Source organism: Sedimentibacter saalensis (assembly GCF_007830175.1).
GTDB classification, from domain to species: Bacteria; Bacillota; Clostridia; order Tissierellales; family Sedimentibacteraceae; genus Sedimentibacter; species Sedimentibacter saalensis.
Genome location: NZ_VLKH01000001.1, coordinates 496,732 through 523,038 on the forward strand (window position 1 = coordinate 496,732; position 26,307 = coordinate 523,038).

22 protein-coding genes and 1 tRNA gene are annotated in these 26,307 nt (G+C 38.4%); 10 read left to right on the top strand and 13 right to left on the bottom strand.

Translation table 11 applies throughout. From position 1 onward, the window contains the following. Window positions 1–129 precede the first annotated feature (129 nt). From LY60_RS02240 to LY60_RS02275, 8 genes are all read right to left on the bottom strand, one after another. A complete protein-coding gene (locus LY60_RS02240) occupies window positions 130–663 on the bottom strand; it encodes an ECF transporter S component (RefSeq protein WP_145079389.1) in 534 nt (177 codons plus the stop codon). Between the two features lie 65 nt (window positions 664–728). Further along, a complete protein-coding gene (locus LY60_RS02245) occupies window positions 729–1,157 on the bottom strand; it encodes a DUF3842 family protein (protein ID WP_145079392.1) in 429 nt (142 codons plus the stop codon). Further along, the gene (locus LY60_RS02250; RefSeq protein WP_145079394.1) at window positions 1,154–1,582 is read right to left on the bottom strand and encodes a DUF1893 domain-containing protein; all 429 of its coding nucleotides are present in this window, start codon (window positions 1,580–1,582) and stop codon (window positions 1,154–1,156) included. The genes LY60_RS02245 and LY60_RS02250 overlap by 4 nt, the downstream gene beginning before the upstream one ends. Window positions 1,583–1,718: 136 nt before the next feature. Further along, a tRNA-Ser gene (locus LY60_RS02255) sits at window positions 1,719–1,804 on the bottom strand. A gap of 108 nt (window positions 1,805–1,912) precedes the next feature. Beyond that, window positions 1,913–2,788 (bottom strand): L-serine ammonia-lyase, iron-sulfur-dependent, subunit alpha, encoded by an 876-nt coding sequence (sdaAA, locus tag LY60_RS02260; protein ID WP_145079397.1) that lies wholly within the window; start codon window positions 2,786–2,788, stop codon window positions 1,913–1,915. Further along, the gene (gene sdaAB, locus LY60_RS02265) at window positions 2,789–3,469 is read right to left on the bottom strand and encodes an L-serine ammonia-lyase, iron-sulfur-dependent subunit beta (RefSeq protein WP_019229514.1); all 681 of its coding nucleotides are present in this window, start codon (window positions 3,467–3,469) and stop codon (window positions 2,789–2,791) included. A 122-nt stretch (window positions 3,470–3,591) separates the two neighbouring features. Further along, entirely contained in the window at window positions 3,592–4,755 is a 1,164-nt protein-coding gene (locus LY60_RS02270; RefSeq protein WP_145079400.1) for a dicarboxylate/amino acid:cation symporter, read from the bottom strand. 327 nt (window positions 4,756–5,082) lie between these two features. Beyond that, window positions 5,083–6,102 (bottom strand): aldo/keto reductase, encoded by a 1,020-nt coding sequence (locus LY60_RS02275; RefSeq protein WP_145079403.1) that lies wholly within the window; start codon window positions 6,100–6,102, stop codon window positions 5,083–5,085. 488 nt (window positions 6,103–6,590) lie between these two features. Here LY60_RS02275 and mnmL point away from each other — a divergent pair, with 488 nt between their 5' ends. Beyond that, complete coding sequence (gene mnmL, locus LY60_RS02280; RefSeq protein WP_212633439.1) at window positions 6,591–7,511, top strand: tRNA modification radical SAM protein MnmL/YtqA; 921 nt, start codon at window positions 6,591–6,593, stop codon at window positions 7,509–7,511. Between the two features lie 150 nt (window positions 7,512–7,661). Next, window positions 7,662–9,992 carry an S-layer homology domain-containing protein gene (locus tag LY60_RS02285; RefSeq protein WP_145079409.1) on the top strand — a complete coding sequence of 777 codons (2,331 nt, stop codon included), beginning with the start codon at window positions 7,662–7,664 and terminating at the stop codon, window positions 9,990–9,992. A 196-nt stretch (window positions 9,993–10,188) separates the two neighbouring features. Here the strand turns inward: LY60_RS02285 and LY60_RS02290 are convergent, their stop codons facing one another. Next, window positions 10,189–11,745, bottom strand: coding sequence for an ABC-F family ATP-binding cassette domain-containing protein (locus LY60_RS02290; protein WP_145079412.1), 1,557 nt, complete (start codon window positions 11,743–11,745; stop codon window positions 10,189–10,191). Between the two features lie 173 nt (window positions 11,746–11,918). Between LY60_RS02290 and alr the strand changes: the two genes are divergently transcribed. From alr to LY60_RS02325, 7 genes are all read left to right on the top strand, one after another. After that, window positions 11,919–13,046 (top strand): alanine racemase, encoded by a 1,128-nt coding sequence (alr, locus tag LY60_RS02295; RefSeq protein ID WP_145079415.1) that lies wholly within the window; start codon window positions 11,919–11,921, stop codon window positions 13,044–13,046. A gap of 57 nt (window positions 13,047–13,103) precedes the next feature. Then, window positions 13,104–14,279, top strand: coding sequence for a serine hydroxymethyltransferase (locus LY60_RS02300; protein WP_246145351.1), 1,176 nt, complete (start codon window positions 13,104–13,106; stop codon window positions 14,277–14,279). A 266-nt stretch (window positions 14,280–14,545) separates the two neighbouring features. Then, the gene (locus tag LY60_RS02305) at window positions 14,546–15,721 is read left to right on the top strand and encodes an ABC transporter substrate-binding protein (RefSeq protein WP_145079422.1); all 1,176 of its coding nucleotides are present in this window, start codon (window positions 14,546–14,548) and stop codon (window positions 15,719–15,721) included. A gap of 76 nt (window positions 15,722–15,797) precedes the next feature. After that, a complete protein-coding gene (locus tag LY60_RS02310; RefSeq protein ID WP_145079423.1) occupies window positions 15,798–16,691 on the top strand; it encodes a branched-chain amino acid ABC transporter permease in 894 nt (297 codons plus the stop codon). After that, window positions 16,691–17,776, top strand: coding sequence for a branched-chain amino acid ABC transporter permease (locus LY60_RS02315; protein ID WP_145079779.1), 1,086 nt, complete (start codon window positions 16,691–16,693; stop codon window positions 17,774–17,776). Before LY60_RS02310 ends, LY60_RS02315 begins: the two co-directional genes overlap by 1 nt. Then, window positions 17,776–18,552, top strand: coding sequence for an ABC transporter ATP-binding protein (locus LY60_RS02320; protein WP_145079424.1), 777 nt, complete (start codon window positions 17,776–17,778; stop codon window positions 18,550–18,552). Before LY60_RS02315 ends, LY60_RS02320 begins: the two co-directional genes overlap by 1 nt. Continuing rightward, window positions 18,539–19,249 carry an ABC transporter ATP-binding protein gene (locus LY60_RS02325; RefSeq protein ID WP_145079425.1) on the top strand — a complete coding sequence of 237 codons (711 nt, stop codon included), beginning with the start codon at window positions 18,539–18,541 and terminating at the stop codon, window positions 19,247–19,249. Before LY60_RS02320 ends, LY60_RS02325 begins: the two co-directional genes overlap by 14 nt. Window positions 19,250–19,323: 74 nt before the next feature. Here LY60_RS02325 and LY60_RS02330 read toward each other — a convergent pair whose 3' ends face one another. From LY60_RS02330 to LY60_RS02345, 4 genes are all read right to left on the bottom strand, one after another. Beyond that, on the bottom strand, window positions 19,324–20,178 hold the full coding sequence (locus tag LY60_RS02330) for a putative manganese transporter (RefSeq protein ID WP_145079426.1): 855 nt from the start codon (window positions 20,176–20,178) through the stop codon (window positions 19,324–19,326). A 286-nt stretch (window positions 20,179–20,464) separates the two neighbouring features. Continuing rightward, entirely contained in the window at window positions 20,465–20,740 is a 276-nt protein-coding gene (locus LY60_RS02335; protein WP_019229238.1) for an HU family DNA-binding protein, read from the bottom strand. 49 nt (window positions 20,741–20,789) lie between these two features. Further along, complete coding sequence (gene yabN / locus LY60_RS02340; protein ID WP_145079430.1) at window positions 20,790–22,223, bottom strand: bifunctional methyltransferase/pyrophosphohydrolase YabN; 1,434 nt, start codon at window positions 22,221–22,223, stop codon at window positions 20,790–20,792. 1 nt (window position 22,224) lies between these two features. Then, window positions 22,225–23,820 carry a putative polysaccharide biosynthesis protein gene (locus tag LY60_RS02345; RefSeq protein WP_145079433.1) on the bottom strand — a complete coding sequence of 532 codons (1,596 nt, stop codon included), beginning with the start codon at window positions 23,818–23,820 and terminating at the stop codon, window positions 22,225–22,227. A gap of 238 nt (window positions 23,821–24,058) precedes the next feature. Here LY60_RS02345 and recD2 point away from each other — a divergent pair, with 238 nt between their 5' ends. Further along, the gene (recD2, locus tag LY60_RS02350; RefSeq protein WP_145079436.1) at window positions 24,059–26,305 is read left to right on the top strand and encodes an SF1B family DNA helicase RecD2; all 2,247 of its coding nucleotides are present in this window, start codon (window positions 24,059–24,061) and stop codon (window positions 26,303–26,305) included. Window positions 26,306–26,307: the final 2 nt, after the last annotated feature.

A 26,307-nucleotide genomic window follows, 5' to 3' on the forward strand; every position in this document is an offset into this window, starting at 1 on the left:
ATTAAGCTTCATAATAAATCGAAAAAAGATAAACATTTTACTATAGTTTACCAATGATTACAAACATATGTTAATTTTAATATATCATAAATCAAAAAATTTTCAATATTATTTTCAACCTTATTCAAATTATTGTCTACTTTTAGCTCTATTATTAATATTTACTAAGACATACACAATAGACGGTACAAATAGCAGTTGAATGATTATTCCTGGAATACCTGCTATTACTGCTCCCTTTATGTAAAGAACAGGATTCATCTTTACACCGAACAGTGCAACCAGCGCCGCTACAGTAATACCTGCTGCTATTCTTCCGGCGGCCATTGCACCTATCAGGGAAGGTATAATCTTCATTTTCATTTTTCCTGACAAAAGTGAAGCTGTCAGTGCATATGTGCCAAGCTCAACCATCATAATAACTGCCATGGGAAATAAAACAGGCATACCTGTTAATACGCTGCTTACAAGGGGTGTAATGATTCCCAAGCTCAGGGCTAACGAGGGTGAAAGCAAGAATCCCCCAATTAAAACAGGTATATGCATAGGCAAAGCTATTTGACCTGTAAGCCCAAACAAATGAAATATCATTGGTAGTATTAATCCTGTTGCTAGCAAAAGCCCACCCAAAACAATTTCTTTTGTTGTAATTTTATTATTCATAATATATCTCCTGATTTCTATTATTTTTATATTTGTTTTACAAAAAAACCATGAAAATTAACGTGTTAACCTTCATGGTTTTTTTCATTCAATATTTTTTTCATTGTAGAAGTAAGTTCGTTGAAAATTGTTTTAAACTGCATGTCTTCCAGACCAACAACATCTATGTTGCACTTGCTTACAGGAAGGAGAAGTTTTCTCGCCGGGCTGCTTGCTATTGCCTCAGACATCTTAGGGCTTATTTCACCCATCATGGAATTGGCGGCTATTATGGCCAGCGGTCCTATAATAATGTCAACTTTCATACAGTTCCATGCTATTGCATTTTCTCCCGTTGCTCCTTCATGGGCTCCGGATTTCAACATGTTGGAAGTGGCTTGAGAGTTAGTACCCAGGGCGATGATTTCAATTTCGCTGTTGTTCAAAGACTTCAGTCTTTCAACTACCTGGCTTCCGATTCCTCCACCCATTCCATCTATAACGGCTATTTTCATAATAAACCTATGCTTTCTAAAAAATTCTTTATTCCTGACTTTAGTTCGTCTATGTCATTTGTCTTAAGTGACAGAGTTTCAACAGGACACATTCCTGTTTTATCTCGGTTTATTATATATGGAGCTGATTCATCATACTCCAAAATCATCGGTGATTCCTTTAAGACTGCTAAGGCATTTTCTGAAATGAGATGCGTATGCAGTTCTTTGATTTTAGCATATTTACAAAGCATTGCAGCAGCCTTGCCTGTAACCTTGTCTGCAACGCTTGAACCTTCAAGTTCATCTTTAAGCTGTTCAACAGCGGTAAATAATGGTTTGATTCCTATTCCTGTGCTTGAGAAGACAAGTTTCCCATTCTTGACTATTGCCAAAGAAAGTTTTTCATTGTCCAAAAACTCTTTAGCCATGTCAATGTCTTTCATTTAATCAGCTCCTTAAAAATAATGACCAATTAATTTGATTAATTGATCCTGCGATTATTTTGTAAATGTCATTCATTGCGTTTGACCTACCAGCAATAATCCCTCACTATCGGTCGGACATATTTGTTAGGTAAAGCGGAAGAGGTGGGATTTGAACCCACGTGCCCCGGAAGGCAACCGCATTTCGAGTGCGGCTCGTTATGACCACTTCGATACTCTTCCATAATATTGCAGAAGCTAAGATTAAATAACAGTATAAGTTTATCCAAAACAAACTTTTTTGTCAACACATTTGAGATAAAAATTAAAAAGGAGGGTTTCCCCTCCGGATTATTCCCCGAATATTTCTTTTTTCAGCCTTTGGCCTGTTGGTGTTATTGCAATTCCTCCCATTGCAGTTTCTCTAAGCTCTGAAGGAAGTGCCTTTCCTACCTTGTGCATCGCCCATACTACTTCATCAAATGGGATTTTACTTTCTACGCCGCTCATGGCCAAATCTGCAGTTGTAAGTGCGCTCACTGTTCCTGCAATGTTTCTCTTGGCGCATGGAACCTCTACAAGTCCTGCAACAGGGTCACAAACCAGACCCATGACATTCTTGAACACTATGGCTGCAGCATTCAATGCCTGCTCGGGAGATCCTCCCATCATTTCAACAACTGCTGCTGATGCCATGGCAGCTGCAGAACCGCATTCAGCCTGACAGCCTCCTTCGGCTCCTGCCAGTGTTGCATTTTTGGCAATTATTATTCCCACCCCTGAAGCCGTAAACAAAGCATTTATTAAATCTTCTTCTGTTTTATTAAGCTTTTCTCCTGCTGAAATAACAACTGCAGGCACAATCCCGCAGGAACCTGCAGTAGGGCATGCAACTATTTTTCCCATGGCAGCATTCACTTCTGACGAAGATATGGCTCTTGCCATGGCCCTGTTCATGAAATCTCCTGTCAGTGTTTTTTCGCCGTCTGCATACTGCCTTATTTTATATGCATCTCCACCTATCAGGCCGCTCACTGATTTTATTTCATTTTCCTGTGCGTAGGAAGCGGAGTTCATCATTACATGTAGGGTTCCTTTCATTTTTTCAATGACTTTTTCACGGCTTAGACCGCTTTTTTCTGCTTCTTCTCTTATTGTGTATTCATATATGGTCAAGTTTTCTTCTCTGCAAATTTCTGTTAATTCTCTTCCGCTGGAAACAAACATTTATGCTCCTCCCTCCAAAATAGGATTTATAAACTCTACATTTTCAACTTCTTCCATTTCCTTGATTTTGTTTATTATTTCATCAGGTATCATACTGTCTGTTTCCAGAGCCATGGTTGCTTTTCCTTTTCCGCTTCTATATACTTTCATTGTTCCAATGTTCATGTTTTCATCATAAAAAAGCGAAGATATTTTTGAAATCACCCCCGGCATGTCTTTGTGCTGAGTGAGAAGGGTCGGTTTTTCTCCTGTGAACTCCACACTTTGTCCGTCAATATCGAAAATAAAAATATTTCCTCCACCTATTGATGAACCTGTAACTTCAGTTACTCGTCCGTCTTCATTTGTTATTATGAACTTCACTGTATTTGGATGAACATCTCCCATGTCTTCCACTGTAAAAATTACTTCAATTCCCTTTTCCTCTGCAATTTCAAACGAGCGTTTCAAATTTTCGTCCCATGGGTCCATGTTCAATATTCCGGCAATCAACGCCTTGTCTGTTCCATGTCCTTTGTATGTTTGCCCAAATGAACCATGCAGCATAAATTCAACTCTTTTTATGTTGCTTCCTGCAATATTTCCGGCCACTTTCGCAAGTCTTGCTGCTCCGGCAGTATGGGAGCTTGACGGTCCAATCATCACAGGTCCCAGAATATCAAAAACTCCATAGTCTCGCATAATTTTCTCCTTTTTAATTGGTGATTATATTTTATACATAATTTTGTAAATTTACAATAATTTTGTACAAATTATTTCATGAATCAGCCATGTCTTCCTGCTGGGACAGACATGGCTGATTTTTATTCCTTGCTGATTGTATCAACTATCATGGCAACCGCCTGGTCACCTGATACATTACATGCTGTTCCGAAGCTGTCCTGTGCAATATACAAGGCAATCATCAACGCCAGCATCGGTTCCGTGAATCCCAATATTAGTTCCAAAAGCCCCAGGGATGCCATAACTGCTCCTCCGGGGACACCAGGAGCTGCCACTATGGTAATTCCAAGCATAGCTATGAATCCAGCAAAAAGATTCAATTCAATGGGATATCCATTAAGAAGCATAACTGACATGGCACAAGTTGTTAATGTAATTGTACTGCCGGACATGTGAGTTGTTGCACAAAGCGGTATAACAAACTCTCTTATTCCCTTTGATATGTTCATTCTTTCTGAGCACTGCAGATTTACCGGTATTGTCGCTGCTGAAGATTGTGTTCCCAGTGCAGTCATATACCCTGTTACCTGAATTCTAAGAGATTTGAACAAGTTTTTTTTGCTTATTGAGCAACCCACTGCAAACTGAAATACTATTATTACCAGGTGCATTGCTATAACTATTAAGAATACTTTCCAGAAAACAGAAAATACCGTTGCAACCTGCCCTGTGTATGTCATGTTCACAAAAACTCCTACAATATAGTAAGGAAGAAGAGGAATAACTATGCTTTCTATTACCTTTGTAATTATTTTTTGAAAACCATCTGCTGCTTTTCTGAGAGGTTCGTTATTGATTGCTGAAATTCCAAGTCCCAGTATAAAAGCAAGAATAAGAGCTGAAACAACTTGCATAATAGCCGGCATTTGAACCGTAAAGTATGGTTCCAATGCTGCCTTTGCTTCCGTTATTCCGCTTGCAGTGTCAGGTGTTATTATTGTCGGCAGCAATGTCGAAGCCACAAAATATGCGGCAAATCCTGAAATAAGAGTGAAGCCGTATGCTATACCAACTGTTATTCCCAGAAGTTTTCCTGCCCCTGTTCCCAGCTCAGCAATACCTGCAGTTACAAATCCCAATATGAGCAACGGAATTATAAAGCCAAGGAAATTGCCGAATATGGAACTGAATGTGACAAATATTCGGTTTATCCAGCTTGGAGCGACGCTTCCCAATATAAGACCTACTATTATACCAATTATAATCTTGGAAATAAGGCCTAATTTAAATTTTTTTTCTGCCATAAATTTCTCCTTAATATTTTTTAATCAATAAGTTATGTAATATTAATTAATGATTATACATGAAATAACTTATTATTTTGCAATACCATTAATATAACCACAGAAAAATCTATTATGCAAAAAAGCAAAAAACCCAATCCTTGGATTGAGTCTGGAATAATGACAAAACTTATATATGGACGTTGTCATTCTGAGAGCTTGCTCGATGAATCTCATATTTACAACAAAGATGAGATCCTTCACTAACGTTCAGGATGACAGCGTCGGGTTTTGTCTATAGTCTAACTTCAATCCTTGGATTGAGTCTTTGTATGTACGTTACATTTATTATTCTAAATTTTTAAATGTTTCTACGGCATGTTTAAGTTTATCCACAATATGCAGATTGTATGGACATTTTCTTTCACATTTTCTGCATCTCACACATGCATCTGCTTTTACCGGCATTCCGTCATACTTCAGCTTTCCGTATTCAGGCAGATTATATCTTATGGCATATCCTTCATATACAAACACATTAGGTATGTCTATTCCTTCAGGACATGGCTTGCAGTATCCGCATCGTCTGCAGAAATCATTTCCTAAGGATTCAACTTCTTTTTTAATTTCTTCCATTTCTTCTTGTGTCAAAGGTTCACCATCTATACCAATGGCAGCATTTTCTGCAACCTGGCTTACTGAATCCATACCGGGAATAGCCACTGTAATTAAATTGCTGTTCATTATGTATTTAAGAGACAATTTTCCTTTGCCAAAGGCCCCTCCTGCAATAGGCTTCATTGCTATTGTTCCCATTCCTTTTTCAAGAGCTTTTGTAAACAGTTCCGTTCCTTGAGATTCAACAGGATTAAATGGAAATTGAACAGTTTCAAATTCGTCATTTTCAATTGCCTTAAGTAATATTTCTCTTATGTGTCCGGTGATTCCTATGTGTTTAATGAGTCCCTTTTCTTTTGCTTCCACCAGTGCCTTTAATGCACCGTTTTCTGAAAGAACAGTATCAAGCTGTTCCATTTTGCTTACGTTGTGAACTTGGTACAGATCAATATAATCAAGCTGCATTGTTTTTAAGCTTTCTTCTATGAAATTTTTCATTGATTCATAGTCATATCCCATTGCCTTTGTTGCAATATAAAAGTTTTCACGTCCTGCTTTTTTAAGTGCATTTCCAATATATTCTTCGCTTACTGTGTATCCTCTTGCAGTATCGATAAAGTTTATTCCTCTGTCTCTGCACTCCAACACTATTTTTGTCGCTTCTTCCTGATTTACCCTTTGTATAGGTATTCCGCCAAATCCTATGACAGAAACCTCCATCCCTGTGTTCCCTAACATTCTCTTTTTCATATTCATACCTCTGTCGATTATTCGTATCATTATATAATAGATGTTTTTTTTAGTCAAACACAAGTGAAATGAATCTGAAGCATTTAATCCTTCATAATCCGTAAAAATCACGGTATTACGGTGATTCTGACTAAAATAATATTGCTTGTTCACAAATTTTATATATTCTGATTCTGCGCATAAAAATATCCAGCAACAATTGCCGGATATTTTTATGATTTGGAAGAAGATAAAAAAAGTATTATCTGATATAGTTATTAACTTATTAGCAATTATTATTCATGTTTTATTTAAAAATATAATTCGACAAGTTTTTCAAAAAATATGAAATAAGATTATGTGCACATTTTCACCTTTTTAATCTAAAATGTGCACATTTGTGGATAAATCTGTTGACAAGTACCAAAAAAAGCATTAAATTTGTGTATAACTTCTCTAAACATTTTAGAGAGCCTGTGTATAACTTATAGAAATGTGCGGTGAATAATATGTGGAACGACAAAAATTATCATACTTTGGATTATGAAATGAAAGATTTTTTTGGAGAAAAAGCAATTAAATTGTCGATTGACGGCGGATTTACGTGTCCAAACAGAGACGGCACAATTGGGGTCAGAGGCTGTATTTTCTGCAGTGAAAGGGGCTCCGGTGATTTTAACTCCGAATCTTGCAAGTCAATTTCAGAACAAATTAATGAGCAAAGAGAAATAATGTCAAGAAAATGGAAAAGCAGCACATACATCGCTTATTTTCAAAGTTATACAAACACATATGACACTGTTGAAAACCTGAGGAAAAAATTCAACGAAGCATTAATCTGTGAAAATATTAAAGGAATTGCCATAGCTACAAGACCTGACTGCATCAGCGAAGAAGTTCTTGAACTTCTTGCTGAACTAAATGAAAAGACATTCTTATGGGTTGAGCTGGGCCTTCAGACAATAAACAATTCTACTGCAAATTTAATAAGAAGAGGCTATAGTCTTGATGTGTTTGAAAAGACTGCAAAAATGCTTAAAACCAAGAACATAAGGACTGTAATCCACCTGATAATGGGGCTTCCCGGAGAAGACAGAGAACAAATGCTTAAAAATATATCCTATGTTTCAGCATTAAGACCCTGGGGGGTAAAAATTCACATGCTGCACATACTTCAAAACACGGATCTGGCAAAGTTTTACCTCAACACTCATTTCAATGTCATGTCTCATGATGAATATGTGGAGTTAATCTGTGATTCTTTGGAACTTCTTAATGAGGACATAGTTATCCACAGGCTGACAGGTGACGGAAAGAAATCTGATTTAATTGAACCAAGGTGGACACTCAATAAGCTTAAGGTTTTATCCGACATAGACAAAGAACTTAAGAAAAGAAACAGCCTACAGGGAAAATACGCACCATTGTAATGTTAATGTAATACTATAATGGGTTTTATATACTATAATTGTTATAAGAAATACTATACATTTATAGTATTTTTTTATTGCTGAACAGCAATTTCTGGCAGGAGTTCATGCCAAGATTATTATAAATATTGTTAGACAGGTGCAAATAAAATGAAAAAATTATCGTTAATAACATTGATTGCAATACTAGCCCTCAGTGTTTCTAATGTCTCATATGCATCAAGCTTTCCTGATATAAGCAAAGATTCTGTTCTGGAAGAATCCGTAGGCTTGTTGTCAAGCTACGGAATTATTCAGGGGTATCCTGACGGCACATTCAAGCCTGACAAGTCTGTTACGCGAGCTGAAATGGCTAAAATGATGACTGTGGCTGCAGGTTATTATGAGTATTCCAAGAACATGACCTCTGTATATGAGGATATGCACGGGCATTGGGCAGAAAGCTATGTTGAACTGGCAAATGTACTGAACATAGTTAAAGGAATTTCTCCAACTACATATGGTCCGGATAACCTTATTAAATTTGAAGAAGCATACACAATGATTGTAAGGCTTCTGGGATACAGCGATGAATCGCTTTCAGGACAGTGGCCCAGCAACTATTATAAAAAAGCACTGGAACTGAACTTGTTTCAGGATGTGGACACTTCTAAAGTATTTGCATCCAGAAGAGACATAACAGTAATGCTTGATAACGCCCTTGACTGTATGATTGTAAAATCAAAGGGTACAGGTGGTGTAACTCTTACTGACAAAACTCTGATGTCACTGCTAGGTAAAAAAGAAACAAGGGTAATTACATTAAGTGATTTAAAAATCGAAAGCTTTGATTATACTGATTATTTGTTCAACAAGTGGGATGTTTATTACAACAACTCAGGCAAGACCGTGTATGTAAACAATCCAAGATACAACGAATTTACAGGAACGGTAACAAGCCTGCTCTCAAACAGAGTAATATTTGTAACAGATGATTATGGAAATGTGAGAGCATTTCAACTTCCTGAAATACCAATAGTAATAAACGGCAAGAAGGGAAACTTCAACAATCTTGAAAAAAGCCGCATTAAAGTAGTTTATGAAGATGACTCTTTCAACGGGGATGTAATAGGAATAATTGCCTACAAGCAAACGGCAGTTAAAGTAATTGGAAGAACAGACCTGTACAACACAGGAAGCAAGTACTTTGCCGGGAAACAACTGCCTGTAACAAGCAGCAATGAAATAAACCAGGCTAAGCTTCACATAAACGGTGCTGCCTCTTCACTGGAAGATATAAAGACCAATGACGTTGTATATTTTTATGAAACAAATGAATCAGACAAAGTAACTAATCTTACTCTTGATGTAGTCAGATCCCAGACAAGCGGAATTGTAACTGATGTTCAGACTTCCGGCAATGCAACATATTACACAGTTAACAGCATAAGCTACAAGACTGGTGATAATTTTATATTTACTGAAAAAGCATCTGTAAATGACAATGTAAATCTAATACTGGACAAAAACAACAATATCATTAAACTTGAAATACTTAATTACGGCAAATATCCATCAACATTTGGAATTGTCATAAGTTCTGCCAACAGCACTAACGGAAATGTGTCAGCTAAAATACTGGACGAATACGGAGCGCTTAAAACTTATTCACTGGCTGACAATTCAAGCGTAGTAACAGTGACTGAGTCCGGAACGGGACTCTTTAAGTACACTAACTTGAAAGAAAGAGACTTTGTGGCATTTGACCCTGTTTCAAGCGGCAATGTGAAAATAATAAACTACATGCCTGCAAAGTATATTGCCAACAACTACAACCAACAGACACACACATTATCAAACGGATACTGGATGTCTCCTGACACTTATATTGTATATGAACAAAACGGCAAGTACCAGCTCCTTGAGTTAAGCCAGCTGGACACTTATCTGGAGGGAAAGGCAGTAATTGGTTACAAAGGAGAAGTTGAAGCTCTTTACCTTACAAAAGGAATTAAGCCGACAAGCTATGTGACTGTTACCCCGGAAACTCCGCAAAGCTACAACGGAACAATTTATGGAGTCATAAAGGGCATTACAAAAATAGATTCAAGCACAAGCCACGTGCAGTTTTACAACAGCAGCAACGTGTTCTCAGTTTCAAACTCATCAGCTGCAGGCACAAAGGTTTCAACAGTGCTCAATTCATACGTTAAGGCTGTAATAGTGAACGGAGTTATAACAAGCGTTGAAAAAGTTACTTCCGAAACAGATAAAATAAAAATCACACAGGTTTACTCAAACCAGCTGTTGATAGACGGCATCACATACATGGAATATTCATCATCAGTTACAGTCTACAACCTGACAACGGACGGCTCCGGCAATGTAACAAGCTTCAAGGCCGGTTCGAAATCAGACATAAAATCAGGCTCCACAGCTCAGCTGTATGACCTATACGGCGGTTTTGACGGGATAATAGATGTAATACTGATATTTAATTAAACAATAAAAAACTAGGCTGCTAGTTCAGACTTGATAATATGTTTATTCGGATTGTAGGGGTGGATCTTGTATCCGCCCGCGGGAGGGCACGAGACCCTCCCCTACATAATTGAAATAAACTTGTCATCTAACTGAACAAGGCATTGCCTAGTTTTTTCATTTAATATTTAATTCTTCACTCTTAACTCTTAATTTATTATACGATTTTTGTTGTGAAGTCTTCGATGTTCCATACATCTGTCACAAAGCTTTCATAGAAATAAGGCTCATGGCTTACAAGAAGAATTGTTCCCTTGAATTCCCTCAGTGCCTTTTCCAGCTCATCCTTAGCTTCAGGGTCAAGATGGTTTGTAGGCTCATCCAGAATTAAAAAGTTAAGTTCCTTCAAAAGTATTTTGCACAGCCTTACCTTGGCATTTTCTCCGCCGGACAAGACCTTCATCATGCTTGTGATGTTTTCTGTGGTTAGTCCGCATCTGGCCAGCTCAAGCCTCACCTCATGATTTGTAAGAGAAGGATATTCTCCCCACACCTCATCGAGGGCTGTCTTTGTGTTGTTTCTTGAATCTTCCTGCTCAAAGTAGCCATAAGCAACATTCTCCCCGAATGTCACAGAACCGCTGATGGGAGGTATAATTCCAAGCATTGTCTTGAGCAGCGTTGACTTTCCAAGACCGTTTACTCCCACAAGGGCAATCTTTTTGTTTCTCTCAACCTGGAAGTTAAGAGGTTTTGTAAGTGGATGGTCATAACCTATTACAAGGTCTTTGGCATCTATTAGGAAGCGGCTTGGAGCTTTTGTTTCCTTGAACTTGAATGTTGGTTTCGGCTTGTCTCTCGGACGCTCCAGTATATCCATCTTTTCAAGCTGCTTCATACGGCTGTTTGCCATTCCTCTTGTAGCAACGCGGGCTTTGTTTCTTGCTATGAAATCTTCCAGCTTTCCTATTTCTTTTTGCTGCTTTTCATATTCTCTTTCTTCCTTGGCCTTGTTCAATTCATAAATTCTTGTAAATTCCTCGTAGTTTCCAACATACCTTGTCAGAGCACAGTTCTCAACGTGGTAAATTATGTTGCACACATTGTTTATGAAAGGAATGTCGTGTGATATAAGGATAAATGCATTTTCATAATTCTGCAGGTAATTTGTAAGCCACTGAATGTGGTTTTCATCCAGGTAGTTTGTAGGCTCATCCAGCAGAAGTATTGTTGGGTTTTGAAGCAATAGCTTTGTCAACAGAACCTTGGTTCTCTGTCCTCCGCTAAGCTCATCAACAGGCTTGTCAAGGCCTATGTCTCCAAGTCCTAAACCGTTGGCTACTTCTTCAATTTTTGAATCTATAATGTAAAATCCGCTGCTGTCAAGAATAGTCTGTATATCCGCTGCATCTTCCATCATCTTGTTCACTTCATCATCATCGGCTGTTGCCATGTTTTCATACAATGATAAAAGTTCCTGTTCCATTTTGAACAAGTCATCAAATGCAAGCCTTAAATTTTGTCTGATCGTTGTACCTGCCTTCAGGGCTGAGTGCTGGTCAAGGTAGCCAACTGTCACTCTTTTTGACCATTCAACAGTACCTTCATCAGGCATGAGTTTTCCAGTTATAATATTTAAAAATGTAGACTTACCTTCGCCGTTTGCTCCGATGAGAGCAACATGCTCGCCTTTTAGAAGTCTGAATGACACATTTTCCAATATTGCGCGGGCTCCGAAGCCATGGGTTACATTTCTTACGTCTAATACGCTCATACTATCTCCTTTTTCAATTACTTCCCATATAATAATAAAATTTGACGCTGTTGTAAACATATTTTTCATAAATATGTGGTTTTTAAATACAATTTTTTTACTATTCATTGATTTAATCACCACGTTTTGATATAATTAGCTAATAAGTAATTTATTAGGAGGAATCAATATAAATGAACGTAAAATTAAGGCCTGCCTGGGTCGAAATTAACAGAGAAAAAGCTATTCATAACTTTCTGGAAGTGAGAAGAGCTGTTGGTCCCAACGTAAAAGTATGCGCTGTTGTAAAAGCCGACTGCTACGGTTTGGGTGCAATTGAAATGTCAAAAATGTATCTTGAAAACGGCGCAGACATGTTTGCTGTTGCTGTAATAGGAGAAGCTTTTGAACTTCGCCAGGAAATTAAGGGTAAAGATATTTTGGTTCTTGGATATACAAATGAGGAATTCTACGAAGATGCTATAAACGAAGACATCACTCTTACAATTTACAATTACGAACATGCTGTTAAATTGAACAAGACAGCTGAAAAATTGAACAAGACAGCAAAAATTCACATTAAGGTAGAAACAGGAATGAACAGGCTTGGTTTCCTCCCAACTGAAGAAAATGCCGACAAAGTTGCTGAAATTTCAAAACTTAAAAATATAAAAGTAATAGGAGCTTTTTCACATCAGGCTAAGGCCGATGAAAAAGACAAAACTACTGCACACATGCAGGCAGGAAGATTCATTGATTTCATGAAGATGCTCGAAGAAAGAAACGTTGAAATACCTGTAAAACACATTGCAAACAGCGCAACAATCATTGAGATGCCCGAGTATTACTTCAACATGGTGCGACCGGGCATAATCCTTTACGGATTTTATCCTTCTGATGAAGTAAGCAAGGAAGAATACAAATTCGAAATTTGTGCAACATTAAAAGCAAGAGTTGCCAATGTAAAAACATTGGAAGCAGGTGAAGGAATAGGCTACGGACACCTGTTCAAAACTGAAAAGCCAACAGTTGTTGGAACTATTCCGCTAGGATATGCAGATGGATACTCAAGACTTTTGTCTAACAAGGGTTATGTTGTAATCAAGGGAGTTAAGTGCAGAATCCTGGGCAAAGTATGCATGGATCAGTTCATGGTTGACTTATCAGAAGTTGAAAATCCACAAATAGATGATGTAGCAATTGTGTACGGAGATGGAACTGACGGTGCAATGACAGCTGAAGATGTGGCAAACATGAGAGGTACCATTTCATATGAAGTTTTGACCAACCTGGGAAAAAGACTCCCAAGAATATACATTTAGGAGGAATTCATGAATTTTGATTTAGTTGAAAAATACGACATTGATCTTTACAATGCAATGATGGAAGAAAAAGAAAGACAAAACATAAACATCGAGCTTATTGCTTCAGAGAACTTTGTTTCAGAAGCAGTTCTGCAGGCAATGGGAAGCCATCTTACAAACAAGTATGCTGAAGGATATCCGGGCAAAAGATACTACGGAGGATGCGAATTTGTAGATAAGGTTGAAAATCTGGCAAGAGACAGAGCAAAGAAAATATTCGGTGCAGATCATGCCAACGTACAGCCTCATTCAGGATCCAATGCAAACTTCGGAGTTTATTTTTCAGTATTAAAACCCGGAGATAAAATCCTGGGAATGGACTTGTCACACGGAGGACACCTTACACACGGCAGCCCTGTAAACATGTCAGGCTCATACTTCAACGTTGTTTTTTACGGTGTAAACAAAGAAACTGAAACCATTGACTACGATCAGGTCAGAGAAATTGCAAAACGTGAAAAGCCTAAAATGATAGTTGCAGGTGCCAGCGCATACTCAAGATTCATAGACTTCAAGGCTTTCAGAGAAATTGCAGATGAAGTGGGAGCTTACTTCATGGTTGACATGGCTCACATTGCAGGACTTGTTGCTGCAAAACTTCATCCAAATCCTGTTGAATATGCAGATTTTGTAACTACAACTACTCACAAGACACTGAGAGGCCCAAGAGGCGGTATGATTTTGTGCAAGAGCGAATTTGCCCAGAAGATTGACAAGGCAATTTTCCCTGGAATACAAGGTGGCCCGCTGATGCATGTTATTGCAGCCAAAGCTGTTTGCTTCAAGGAAGCCATGGAACAAGACTTCAATGTATACCAGCAGCAGATCGTCAACAATGCAAAGACACTGTCTACAGAGTTGATGAACAAAGGATTCAGAATCGTGTCCGGCGGAACAGATAACCACCTTATGCTCCTTGATTTGCAAAACAAAGGCCTCACTGGCAAGGAAGCAGAAAAGATGCTTGATGAAATTCACATAACAACAAATAAAAACACAATTCCATTTGATCCTCAAAGCCCGTTTGTAACAAGCGGATTGAGAATAGGAACTCCAGCAGTTACAACAAAGGGAATGAAAGAGGCTGAAATGGCTGAACTTGCAGATATAATCGACTGCTCACTCTCTAAAAAACAGACTGAAGATGAATTGAGGAAGAGAGTTTTAAGTTTAACATCAAAATTTAAATAAGTATGACATACAGAGGACATGCCGGCATATAATATACAAGGTATGTCCTCTTTTTACCGCATGCATTGTATTTACGGAAAACGTAAACCCTTAGAGATTGCAACAGCTTAAAAATTACATTTTACAAGTATAAAAAGCATGTACAATATGTAATCATTGTACGCAATTTAAAGAAAGTTGTGTCTGTAATGCGGAAAATTTGCTTGCAAAAAGGCGACACCGGTGTTATAATCATAGAAATTTAATAAATAGCGAGGAGAAGAGTTATGAAAAGATTATTATCTTTATTTTTGTGCGTGATTATGGTAATTTCACTGTTCACAGGATGTACTAAAAAAGAAGAAACTTCCGGTGATGCTGCTGGCAGTTCTGACGTTATAAAAATCGGTGTTTTCGAACCTCTTACAGGTGAAAACGGCGGCGGTGGACTTCAGGAACTGGACGGCATCAAGTATGCAAACAAAATGTATCCGGAAGTTTTAGGAAAGAAAATTGAATTAGTAATAGTTGACAACAAGAGCGACAAGGGTGAAGCAACAACTGCTGTAACCAGACTAATTGAAAAAGATAAAGTAGTAGCAATAATAGGTTCATATGGTTCAGGTGTTTCAATTGCAGCAGGAGACATCATAAAGAACGCAAAGATTCCTGCAATGGGTGCTTCTTGTACAAATCCTATGGTTACTCAGGGAAATGAATTTTATTTCCGCGCATGCTTCCTTGATCCATTCCAGGGAAGAGTAATGGCTAACTATGCATTGCAGCAGGGTGCTAAGACTGCAGCTGTAATCATGCAAAACGGAGATGATTACTCAGTAGGTCTTGGAAACTTCTTTATTGATGCTTTCAAGGAATTGACAGGAGATGAAAAGAGCATAGTTGACGTTTCTGAATTCCAGGTTAACGACACAGACTTCAATGCAATACTTACAAACATCAAAGCTAAAAACCCTGATGTTATATTTGCTCCAAGTTCTGCAACAACAGCTCCTCTTATTATTAAACAAGCAAGAGCACTTGGAATTGAATGTCCTATTATGGGCGGCGACACTTGGGAAAACCCTGCAGTTATAGATGTTGCCGGTGATGATGCTGAAGGCATTGTTTTGTCTACATTCTTTGATGAAAACGACCCAGCTACTGAAGAAGCTAAAACATTTGTTACAGGCTACAAGGCTGAACTTGCAGGCAAAGAACCTATAATCCCTGCTGTTGCAGCATTGGGCTATGATGCTTACCTTTTAGTAAGAAATGCTATTGAACAAGCCGGTTCAACTGATGGTGTTAAAATTCGTGATGCTATAGCAGCAACAAAAGACTTTGAAGGCGTTACAGGTATTATCAACTTCACAGCAGAAGGCGATGCAGATAAAAATATAGCTGTTATCAAGACTGTTAAAGACGGACAGTTTGTATACATTGACACAGTTGAAGTAAAATAATCTTTATTGATCTTGTAAGGGCGAACTAGTCGTTCGCCCTTTTGCAATTATTCAACTAGTAATTGGAGGAATAAATATGACTTTTGAAGTATTTATGCAACAGCTGGCCAATGGTATATCAATAGGTAGTCTTTATGCCCTGTTAGCCATTGGTTATACAATGGTTTATGGAATTTTAAGACTTATAAACTTTGCTCACGGCGATATATTCATGATGTCAGCATACTTTATGGTTTTCGGAATGGTCACATTCGGACTTCCCTGGTATGTTTCTGCTGCAATAGTAATAGTGGCTGCAGTAGCACTGGGTGTCCTCATTGAAAAGGCAGCTTACAAATCTCTCAGGGATGCACCACGTATGTCCATAATGATTTCTGCCATAGGCGTATCCTTTTTGTTGGAGAATCTGGCAACTTATTTGTTTACAGGAGTTCCGAAAGGATTCCCGGACATAGATATTTTGACCCGAGCTATAAGCTTCGGCAATGTATCCCTGTCTGTGGCAACAGTTGTTACTCCCGTTGTTACAATCATTTTGCTATTTGTTGTGCTTTTCATAACAAACAAAACAAAAATAGGAATGGCCATGAGAGCTGTTTCCAAGGATTTTGAAACTGCCAGACTCATGGGAATTAACATCAACAGAGTAATTTCAACAACATTTGTAATAGGTTCAGCCCTTGCGGCTGTAGGGGCAATACTATGGGGCTCTAAATACCCTTCAGTAATCCCACTCATGGGTGTTATGCCCGGACTTAAGTGCTTCATAGCTGCTGTTTTAGGCGGTATAGGCAACACTACCGGAGCTGTGCTGGGCGGATTTATTTTGGGAATGTCTGAAATAATGCTTGTTTCATTTTTACCGTCTTTGACTGGTTACCGAGATGCAATTGCATTCATAATATTAATAATAGTATTGATAGTTAAGCCGACTGGACTTCTAGGAGAGAAGGTGACTGATAAGGTATGATGAAAATAGAGAAAAAAGAAAACAATTTAGTTAAAAATGCTGTGCTCATAATAATTTTTGCAGCTATTATAGTTCTTTTGGACTTGGATATTATCGGAGACAACTATGTAAGGCGTGTTTTAAATCTTGCAGCTATTTATGCCATAGTGAGCGTTTCAATGAACCTCGTAAACGGCTTTACCGGATTGTTCTCATTGGGACAGGCAGGCTTCATGGCCATAGGCGCTTACACTGTTGCAGTATTCACAGTGCCTGTGGAAGCACGCAAGGCCATATTTTACATTGTTCCTCAGAGTCCCTTGGTTGCAAATATAGAACTTCCGTTTTTCGTAGCTCTTATACTTGGAGGACTGTTAGCAGCACTGGTTGCCATACTCATAGGAATGCCTGTTCTTCGTTTGAAAAGCGACTATTTGGCAATAGCAACACTGGGATTTTCTGAAATCATCCGTATTGTGTTTACAAACACAAAGACAATAACAAACGGTGCTCTCGGCATCAAGAGTATACCTCAAATGCCTACTATGTGGGTCTTCTTCGGAGCAATGATAATATCTGTAATATTAATTGTTCTACTGATTAATTCAAGCTATGGAAGGGCATTTAAGGCAATAAGGGAAGATGATATTGCTGCTGAAGCCATGGGAATCAACCTTTTCAAACACAAAGTATTATCATTTGCAATTGGAGCATTCTTTGCAGGAATAGGCGGAGGCCTTCTGGCATCACTGCTTGGAACCGTTGATCCTAAACAGTTTTATTTCACAATGACATACAACTTCCTTCTCATTATAGTCCTTGGAGGAATGGGAAGCATATCAGGAACTGTAATAGCATCATTTGTAGTAACCGTTGGACTTGAAGTTCTTCGTTTCTTCGATGACAGCCTCGTTTTGTTCGGATATGAAGTACCCATATTCAGAGCAGGTTTCAGAATGGTTATATTCTCCATATTATTGATGATATTGGTTCTGTTCTTCAGAAACGGCTTAATGGGGCAGAAAGAACTTTCCTGGAAAATGGTAGGTGACTTCATCAAAGGGAAAAAATCTCCCAAGAAGAACCGTAAAGGAGGTGCCGCATAATGAGCGTTTTAAAAGTTGACAGCGTTGTAATGCAGTTTGGCGGTGTTGTTGCAGTAAACAACCTTAACATAGAAGTTGAAAAAGGTCACATTCAGGCACTCATAGGTCCTAACGGCGCCGGAAAGACAACTGCATTCAATGTTATAACTGGCGTCTACACGCCCACTAAAGGCAACGTATATTTGAACAATGAAAAAATTACCGGCCTAACACCGGACAAAATAGCAATGAAGGGCATTGCAAGAACATTCCAGAACATACGTCTTTTTAAAAATCTGACGGTTCTTGACAACATACTGATTGCAAACCACCTTCATGTAAAAAGCAACTTTATTTCCAGCACACTGCGCTTGCCATGGTCAAAGGCCGAAGAAAGACACATGAGAGAAAAATCTGAAATGCTGTTGAACAAGCTGGGTCTTTTGCACCTTAAAAATGAAATTGCTAACTCTCTTCCTTATGGAGAGCAAAGAAAGCTTGAAATAGCAAGGGCCCTTGCAACAGATGCAAAGCTTCTATTGCTGGATGAACCGGCTGCAGGCATGAACCCTCATGAAACAATGGCACTTAGTAACTTCATCCACACCATAAGGGATGAGTTTGAACTTACGATTTTCATGATTGAACACCATATGGACCTTGTAATGGAAATATCAGACAAAATATATGTGCTTGACTTCGGACAGCTTATAGCAGAAGGCACTGCAGATGAAGTCAAGAACAATCCAAGAGTAATAGAAGCGTATCTGGGGGTGGAAGAAGATGCTGAAAATTAATGATCTGCAGGTAAATTACGGCGGAATATCCGCAGTAAAAGGCATTAACATCCATGTTCCTGAAAAATCTATTGTTACTCTCATAGGAGCCAACGGAGCTGGAAAAAGCACCACATTAAGAGCAATAGCCGGACTTGTTAAAGCAAAAAGCGGAGAAATAGCCTTCCAGGGTGAAAACATACTGGGCATGGACACAATAGACATAGTTGCAAAAGGAATCACACTGGTTCCTGAAGGAAGAAGGGTTTTTGCAAACCTATCAGTTCTTGAAAACCTTAAAATCGGTGCTTATCTTCAAAAAGACGGAATTGAAGAACAAATCCTTAAAGTTTATGATTTGTTTCCAAGGCTGAAGGAAAGGTCATGGCAGCTTGCAGGAACACTTTCAGGAGGAGAACAGCAGATGCTGGCTGTAGGAAGAGCATTGATGGCAAAGCCTAAGCTCATAATGATGGATGAACCTTCACTGGGGCTGGCACCACTTATAGTTAACGGTATATTTGACATCATAAAAGAAATCAACAAACTTGGTACCACTATACTTCTCATAGAGCAAAATGCCAACAAGGCTCTAAAGGTTGCAGATTACGGTTATGTGCTTGAAACAGGAAACATAACAATGGAAGGAAAAGGTCTTGACCTTCTCCAGGACGAGAGAGTCAAAGAAGCATATCTGGGAACTTCTAAAGCAAAATAAATAAGACAAGACCAGGGAACTTGTTGTATGCATAATAAAAAAACGGAGGATATCATGGATATCTTCCGTTTTTGTTACATGAACAATTGTATCAGTACTCCTGCAATTACGCTTGAAACGTAGATGTACAGAAGAATTTTGAAATTTTCCTTCATATTTTCATTGACTCTGAACAAAACAACAAGCCCTATTCCTGCTCCTGTTGACAGACCTGCTATTACTGAGCCGAAACTTAGGCTGCCCTCAACGAAGAGCTGTGTAAGTATAACTGAAGCTGCACAATTGGGTATAAAGCCTATTAATGCTGCCAGTGCCGGCTGAAATATGCTGTTGGTTAAAAGAAACTTGGATAGATTTTCTTCTCCTATTAAGGCAATGATAATATTCAGCACCAAAGTTGTCAAAGTCATGAATATGAATATGTTAAATGTATGCTTTGCTGCCGGAATTAAAATGCCCTGGTTTTCACATCCGCAGTGCTCATGTGAACACATGTGGTGGAGGGCCTCTGATCTTTCATTATTTTTGTTTTTGCTTCCTTTGGAGAATCTATTTAAAATGAAATCTGCAAACAGTCCTGCTGCCAAAGCAACAATAATCTTTACAGATATTAGTTTCAAAAGTATTCCTGCGTTGTTTGGATTGGCCAACATAACAGGTATTGCTTCGTCAGAAGTTGAAATAAATACTGCTATTAATGTTCCTGTTGTAATGATCTTTCCTGCAAATAAGTTTGATGCTGCTACTGAAAACCCGCACTGAGGCACCGTTCCCAGCAATGCTCCGCCAAAAACCCCGAACTTTCTAAGTCCTTTTACGAGTTTTTCCGAAGATTTGTGTTCTATATATTCGATTGCTAAATATGCTGCAAATAAAAAGGGTAATATTTTCAAAGAATCTACAATAGTATCCTCAAGAATTTCCCACATGTTGCCTCCTGTTAGAAATATTTGTAAATTTATTATACTTTTTTATTTCTATGTTTGTCAACTTATTAAAAATATTAAAAAGTTGCTCCGCAACTCCGCTATGGGGACCTATGTCCCCCTTCGGCGTTAAAACGCATACGCGTTTTAACTGAGCACCCCCCTTGACGGCAAGGACGTCCGACATGCACTCCTCGTTTTTAATATGGTAGGAAAGTAAACTTTCCAACCATATTAAAAAGCCGTATAAACGGCTTTTAGATATGTGTAAATATTTAATTGGTCTTAATTAGTTTACAGCTTCTTTCAAAGATTTTCCTGCTTTGAATACTGGAGCTTTTGATGCTGGTATATCTATTGTTTCGCCAGGATTTCTAGGATTTCTTCCTTGTCTTTCTTTTCTGTCTCTAACTTCAAAAGTTCCAAACCCTACTAATTGAACTTTGCCGCCTGCTACTAGTTCGTCTTTTATTGTTTCCATGAAACCATTTAATGCTTTTTCTGCATCTTTCTTAGTAAATCCAGTTTTTTCTGCAACGCTAGCAATTAAATCAGCTTTATTCATAAAAAACCCTCCTTAATAAAAATGTAGTTTGTTTTTTTTATCTAAATTCCTATTGGAACTTTGATTTTTCCCACAGCTCATCCATTTCTGTCAGAGTCATATGCTTTAAGTCTTTGGTTGAATTATTTTCAATATATTCAAATCTGTCGATAAATTTGTTAATTGTCCTGTTCAATGCAACGTCAGGATTAATTTTCAAAAATCTTGCCATATTGACCAGTGCAAACAACAAATCCCCAAATTCTGCTTCCATTTTGTCCGCGTCATTGTTGTCGTATTCTTCAGTAAATTCCAGAAGTTCTTCCTTAATCTTAAGAATGGCTCCTTCTACATCAGGCCAGTCAAAGCCAACTTCTGCAGCACGCTTTTGTATTTTGTAGCTCCTGCTTAAAGGTGACAATGCCTTTGGTACATTCTTTAGATTGTCGGTATATGTATTAAGATTTTTTTCTTTCTGCTTTGAAGATTCCCAGCTTTCAAGCGCCTCATCAGCATTGTTGGCCTTTACATCTCCGAAAACGTGCGGATGTCTTGAATACATTTTTTTACAAACATTTGTAAGGACATCGTTTATGTTAAAATATCCTTCCTCGCTGCCAAGTTCCGCGTGGAAAACCACTTGGAAAAGCAAATCACCGAGTTCCTCCACAAGATTATCAATGTCATCGTTGTCAATTGCATCAACAACTTCATATGCTTCTTCTATAACGTGCTGCCTGATGGAGTTATGTGTCTGTTTCTTATCCCACGGGCATCCGTCAGGTCCTCTTAAGACTTTGACAATCCTTAACAGATTATTTACATTATACACTGTATTTTTTGAAATTTCAATAGGCAGAATGCAAATATATGTTGAAAATCCGTATTTTTTTTCTTGATCCAGCAAAAATAGGGGTATTTTTTTAACATTTTCTTCCAAAACGTCGACTATGAGCACCTCAGAAGTGTCAGGATACAATTCCATAAGTTTCAATTTAAGCCCTGAAGCAATGTCCTCGTCATATACCTGAGTCACAATGTTAAAGGAATTTATGTCAAAAGAGAACTCGTCTGCTTCCAGACAATCCAGAACAGCTATGCTCTTATAGTCCGTATGGCCGGATAACTTAATGCATTTGTCAAGAAAACTCATTCCATCAATTATTATTATATTTATTTCGTCTTTATATTCATCAATTAATTTTTTTGTCACTATATCGCCATAATATGGGCTTCCTGCAGTGCAATAGTTGATCTTGCCGTGCTCTTTCGCAAGTTCTGCAACGGTATGTGTTATTTTTTCATAAACCGCATCAAAGGATTCATATTTTTCAAAATAGTCATCAAAACTCTTTATATTGATTTCTTTTCTTAGCTCTCCAACAATGGGGTGTCTGTCTGTTCGGGCAAAAGCGGGAATATTTTCCTTCAGTGCATTGTATGCCTTAACAGTGAGATCTTCAACTTTCCCTGCTCCCAATCCTATTATTTGAACTGTATTCATTTTATTTCCTCACAAATCTCCTTAGTTTTTCCCCTTTTGGTATTAACTCCAAATCTTCCTTTGTTATTGCTCCTGTAAGGAATAAGAACACAACATAGACTACCACTGCTGCTCCTATTGATCCTAATGTAGCAAGATTCTGGCTTCCTAAAACTGACCTTAAAATTCTGAAAGATATGCTAACTGCTGCTGCCATAGCTGCTGCTGAAAGAAGAGGCCTTGCTGAAACTTTTATTAAACTTATCTTTATTTTCGTGCTTCTGTTTATATCCCACCAGTTTAAGAGTGCTACAACCAGGTATGATATGGTTGTGCTTATGGCAGCTCCTCTTATGTTAATTGACGGCATTCCTATTAGTATGTAAGAAAAAACAACTTTTACAACCAATCCCACAGCCAGGTTCTTCACAGGATGGAACTGTTTGTTCACAGACTGCAAAATTGCCGTAAACGACTGAACCAATGTGAGGAATATTACGCTTATTGCCATTATTTCAAGAAGAGCTCCTGAGCTTGCATGCTTTGCAGGTCCGATTGATGGATACAACAGTGCTATTATTGGCTCTGCGAGCATAAAAAGACCAATGCCGCAAGGAAGCCCTATGATCATGGATATTTTAACGCCTGCATTTGCAGTGTCATTTAGTTTCTCATACTGTTTTCTGGTGAATGTTTCTGTTATAACAGGCACAAGGCTCATTGCAACTGCAGTTGAAAAAACCTGCGGAAAGTTGATGAGCGTCTGTGCTGTCCCGCTCAGTTCGCCGTACATGTCAACAATTTCTAAGCTTGTGTACCCGATTGCACCAAGTCTGTTTGATACTATGTATGAATCTATCATTCCCATGAGAGGAGCAATGGATGCACCTATGGTAATTGGCACCGCTATGTACAAAAGACCCTTTACCACATTCCACACAGGTTCTTGTTTATTGTTAGATGAAAGTTTGATTTCTTCCTTGATGCTTTTCCTGCTCAGGAAAAACATGACATAAATCAATACCAGTGCTGCCAGTCCGCCTGCAGATGCTCCAAATGTTGCTCCGGCTGCTGCTTCTTCCAGTCCTCTGCCCACAAGGGTATAAGCAAGGTACAGACCTACAGAAACTCTGAAAACCTGTTCTATTATTTGTGACAGAGCTATTGGCATCATGTTTTGTGATCCCTGGAAGAACCCCCTGTACGCCGATAAAAGAGGAACGGCAAACAACGCAGGAACAAGAGCTATCATTGAATAGTATGAACCAGGAAATCCAAGGAATGTTACAAGACTTCTTGCAAACACAAGAACAACAACCGATGAAACAAGTCCTATTAAAAAGAGTCCCCATCTTGATACCTTGTATACCTGGTAAGCTCCTTCATAATTCTGAAGAGCTCTTTTTTCTGAAACCATTTTTGCTATTGCTGTTGGAAAACCTGACAAAGACACAACCAGCAGCAGGTTATAAATGTTGTAGGCAGGCTGGTAATAGCCTATTCCTTCTGTTCCTATTAAATTAGTGAGGGGAATTCTGTATACAGCTCCCAAAATTTTTACCAACAGCCCTGCAACACTAAGTATTGCAGCGCCCTTAACAAAATTTTCTTTAGACATAACAATTCCTTTCCTGCAAATATATTTATACTTTAATATATTATTGCACACAAATGTTTATTTTTCCTAAATTTTATAATATTTTAATCTTATGCTGAAATTTAGTTTACCACAGTTTTACTGCCTTTTAAAGAGAAATTTGTTGAATCCATCATTTTATAGGATTGACATTAATTTTGTTTTTTATATCATTAGTTTGTGATATAATTTTGTAAGGTTAAACATAAAGGAGCAATTGATGGAAACACTGAAAGGTACAATCATTGAAACAATTTTCCGCAATAGTGAAAACGGCTATACTGTTGCGTTAATGGAGGCTGACAATGACATTATAACAGTGACCGGGGTTTTTACTGCCGATGTTACAAGTGAAACCATAGAAGTTTACGGCAAAAAGGTGAAGCATCCCAAGTATGGCGAGCAGTTTCAGGTGGACATGTACAACACCGTCCTTCCATCAAGTCTCGTCCAAATTGAAAACTACCTTTCCTCAGGACTCATTAAAGGAATAGGAAAATATACAGCAAAAAAAATAGTGGAGGTCTTCAAGGAAGACACATTCAGCATAATTCAAAAAAATCCTGAAAGGCTCACTGAAGTTGAAGGTATAGGCGAAAAAAAGGCCGATATGATTGCCAAAAGCTTTGCAGAACAATCAGACATCAAGGAAATCATGATATTCCTTCAGAGCCATGACATAAGCACAAGCTACAGCGTAAAAATCTACAAGGAATACGGCAAAAATACAATAAATAAGATTGCTGAGAATCCATACAGATTAACTGAAGACATTTACGGCATTGGATTTAAGCTTGCAGATAAAATTGCAGCTTCTCTGGGTGTTGAAAAAACTTCTCCTTACAGAATATCCTCAGGAGTCAAGTATGTTCTCAAGGATTTCGCCTCAAGAGGAAATACATATGTACCATACGAAATTCTTTTAAACAGCACACTGGCGCTTCTTGAAACAAACGGTGAAGGCATAGAGGATGAAATAAGGAACATGGCTTTTAACGGCGGCATTCACATTGAAAAAATTTACGACGAACAGGTTGTTTATTATGTCCCTTACCACACAGCAGAAGTAAATGTATGCAGAGACCTTATAAACCTTGCGCGCACGGATTTTGGCATGTCTGAGGAAGACATACTGCCTTTTCTTGATGCAGCACAGGAAGAATCTTCAATTGTTCTTACGGATATGCAAAAAGAAGCAGTACTGCAGTCAATTTTAAACGGCGTCACTGTCATTACAGGAGGACCGGGAACAGGTAAGACAACTATAATACTATCTATACTAAGGATTTTTGAAAAAATGGGAAAAAAGGTGTTTCTTTGCGCACCAACAGGCAGAGCAGCCAAGAGAATCACAGAATCCTCTGGAAGAGAAGCACGAACAATTCACCGCATGCTTGAGTATGCTTACGGCGAAGATGACAGCAACCTTTCGTTCAACAAAAATGAAGAATCACCTCTGGAATGCGATGCAGTGATAGTTGATGAGGTATCCATGGTTGACATACTGCTCATGAACAACCTATTAAGAGCTATAAAACGAGGAACAAGGCTTATTCTGGTTGGAGACGTGGATCAGCTTCCATCAGTTGGAGCAGGAAATGTGCTATCAGACATTATTAATTCAAGCACCATTAAAACCATACGACTGGACACAATATTCAGGCAGTCAGCAGGAAGCATGATTGTACAAAATGCCCATCTCATAAACAAAGGGGCAATGCCTTTGTACAACAAGAAGGACTGTGACTTTTTCTTCATGAGGGAAGGCCGCAGCGACGACCTGACGGACCTGGTAGTGGATCTATATGAAAACCGCCTTCCATTGAAGTATGGCTTCAACCCCTTAAAGGACATACAGGTTCTTTCCCCCATGAAAAAAGGAGATGCAGGTGTGATTGAACTCAACAAGAAACTTCAGGCTGCAGTTAATCCTCCTTCAAAAATAAAAAAAGAAAAATTGTACGGCAAGTACACATTCCGGGTAGGCGACAAAGTCATGCAGATTAAAAATAACTATCAGGCTGAATGGAAAATAACCCACAAGGATGGTACCACCATAACAGGAGAAGGAATTTACAACGGAGACATAGGATATGTAATTTTCATAGATGAAACAGAACAGCAGCTGTTTGTGCAGTTTGAAGAAGAAAAAGAAGTTGCATATCCTTTCAGCCAGCTTGATGAACTGATACTTGCATATGCCACCACTGTCCACAAAAGCCAGGGAAGTGAGTTTCCCGTTGTAATAATGCCAATTGTGTGGGGACCACCCATGCTTCTTACAAGAAACTTGTTTTACACTGCCATAACAAGGGCAAAAAAACTTGTTGTTCTTGTGGGAATTGAAAAGTACATGCGCGACATGGTCAACAACAACAAAATCGATAAGCGCTACTCTGCTCTTGATTACAGGCTGCGCTCGGCAGTTGAAACATATGCAATGCTGTCCGAGGGCTTTATGGAGTAATT

Excerpts from the sequence above, each read along its gene's own strand:
- LY60_RS02240 (WP_145079389.1), bottom strand. The coding sequence starts at position 663 with ATGAATAATAAAATTACAACAAAAGAAATTGTTTTGGGTGGGCTTTTG.
- LY60_RS02245 (WP_145079392.1), bottom strand. The coding sequence starts at position 1,157 with ATGAAAATAGCCGTTATAGATGGAATGGGTGGAGGAATCGGAAGCCAG.
- LY60_RS02250 (WP_145079394.1), bottom strand. The coding sequence starts at position 1,582 with ATGAAAGACATTGACATGGCTAAAGAGTTTTTGGACAATGAAAAACTT.
- sdaAA (WP_145079397.1), bottom strand. The coding sequence starts at position 2,788 with ATGTTTGTTTCCAGCGGAAGAGAATTAACAGAAATTTGCAGAGAAGAA.
- sdaAB (WP_019229514.1), bottom strand. The coding sequence starts at position 3,469 with ATGCGAGACTATGGAGTTTTTGATATTCTGGGACCTGTGATGATTGGA.
- LY60_RS02270 (WP_145079400.1), bottom strand. The coding sequence starts at position 4,755 with ATGGCAGAAAAAAAATTTAAATTAGGCCTTATTTCCAAGATTATAATT.
- LY60_RS02275 (WP_145079403.1), bottom strand. The coding sequence starts at position 6,102 with ATGAAAAAGAGAATGTTAGGGAACACAGGGATGGAGGTTTCTGTCATA.
- mnmL (WP_212633439.1), top strand. The coding sequence starts at position 6,591 with ATGTGGAACGACAAAAATTATCATACTTTGGATTATGAAATGAAAGAT.
- LY60_RS02285 (WP_145079409.1), top strand. The coding sequence starts at position 7,662 with ATGAAAAAATTATCGTTAATAACATTGATTGCAATACTAGCCCTCAGT.
- LY60_RS02290 (WP_145079412.1), bottom strand. The coding sequence starts at position 11,745 with ATGAGCGTATTAGACGTAAGAAATGTAACCCATGGCTTCGGAGCCCGC.
- alr (WP_145079415.1), top strand. The coding sequence starts at position 11,919 with ATGAACGTAAAATTAAGGCCTGCCTGGGTCGAAATTAACAGAGAAAAA.
- LY60_RS02300 (WP_246145351.1), top strand. The coding sequence starts at position 13,104 with ATGATGGAAGAAAAAGAAAGACAAAACATAAACATCGAGCTTATTGCT.
- LY60_RS02305 (WP_145079422.1), top strand. The coding sequence starts at position 14,546 with ATGAAAAGATTATTATCTTTATTTTTGTGCGTGATTATGGTAATTTCA.
- LY60_RS02310 (WP_145079423.1), top strand. The coding sequence starts at position 15,798 with ATGACTTTTGAAGTATTTATGCAACAGCTGGCCAATGGTATATCAATA.
- LY60_RS02315 (WP_145079779.1), top strand. The coding sequence starts at position 16,691 with ATGAAAATAGAGAAAAAAGAAAACAATTTAGTTAAAAATGCTGTGCTC.
- LY60_RS02320 (WP_145079424.1), top strand. The coding sequence starts at position 17,776 with ATGAGCGTTTTAAAAGTTGACAGCGTTGTAATGCAGTTTGGCGGTGTT.
- LY60_RS02325 (WP_145079425.1), top strand. The coding sequence starts at position 18,539 with ATGCTGAAAATTAATGATCTGCAGGTAAATTACGGCGGAATATCCGCA.
- LY60_RS02330 (WP_145079426.1), bottom strand. The coding sequence starts at position 20,178 with ATGTGGGAAATTCTTGAGGATACTATTGTAGATTCTTTGAAAATATTA.
- LY60_RS02335 (WP_019229238.1), bottom strand. The coding sequence starts at position 20,740 with ATGAATAAAGCTGATTTAATTGCTAGCGTTGCAGAAAAAACTGGATTT.
- yabN (WP_145079430.1), bottom strand. The coding sequence starts at position 22,223 with ATGAATACAGTTCAAATAATAGGATTGGGAGCAGGGAAAGTTGAAGAT.
- LY60_RS02345 (WP_145079433.1), bottom strand. The coding sequence starts at position 23,820 with ATGTCTAAAGAAAATTTTGTTAAGGGCGCTGCAATACTTAGTGTTGCA.
- recD2 (WP_145079436.1), top strand. The coding sequence starts at position 24,059 with ATGGAAACACTGAAAGGTACAATCATTGAAACAATTTTCCGCAATAGT.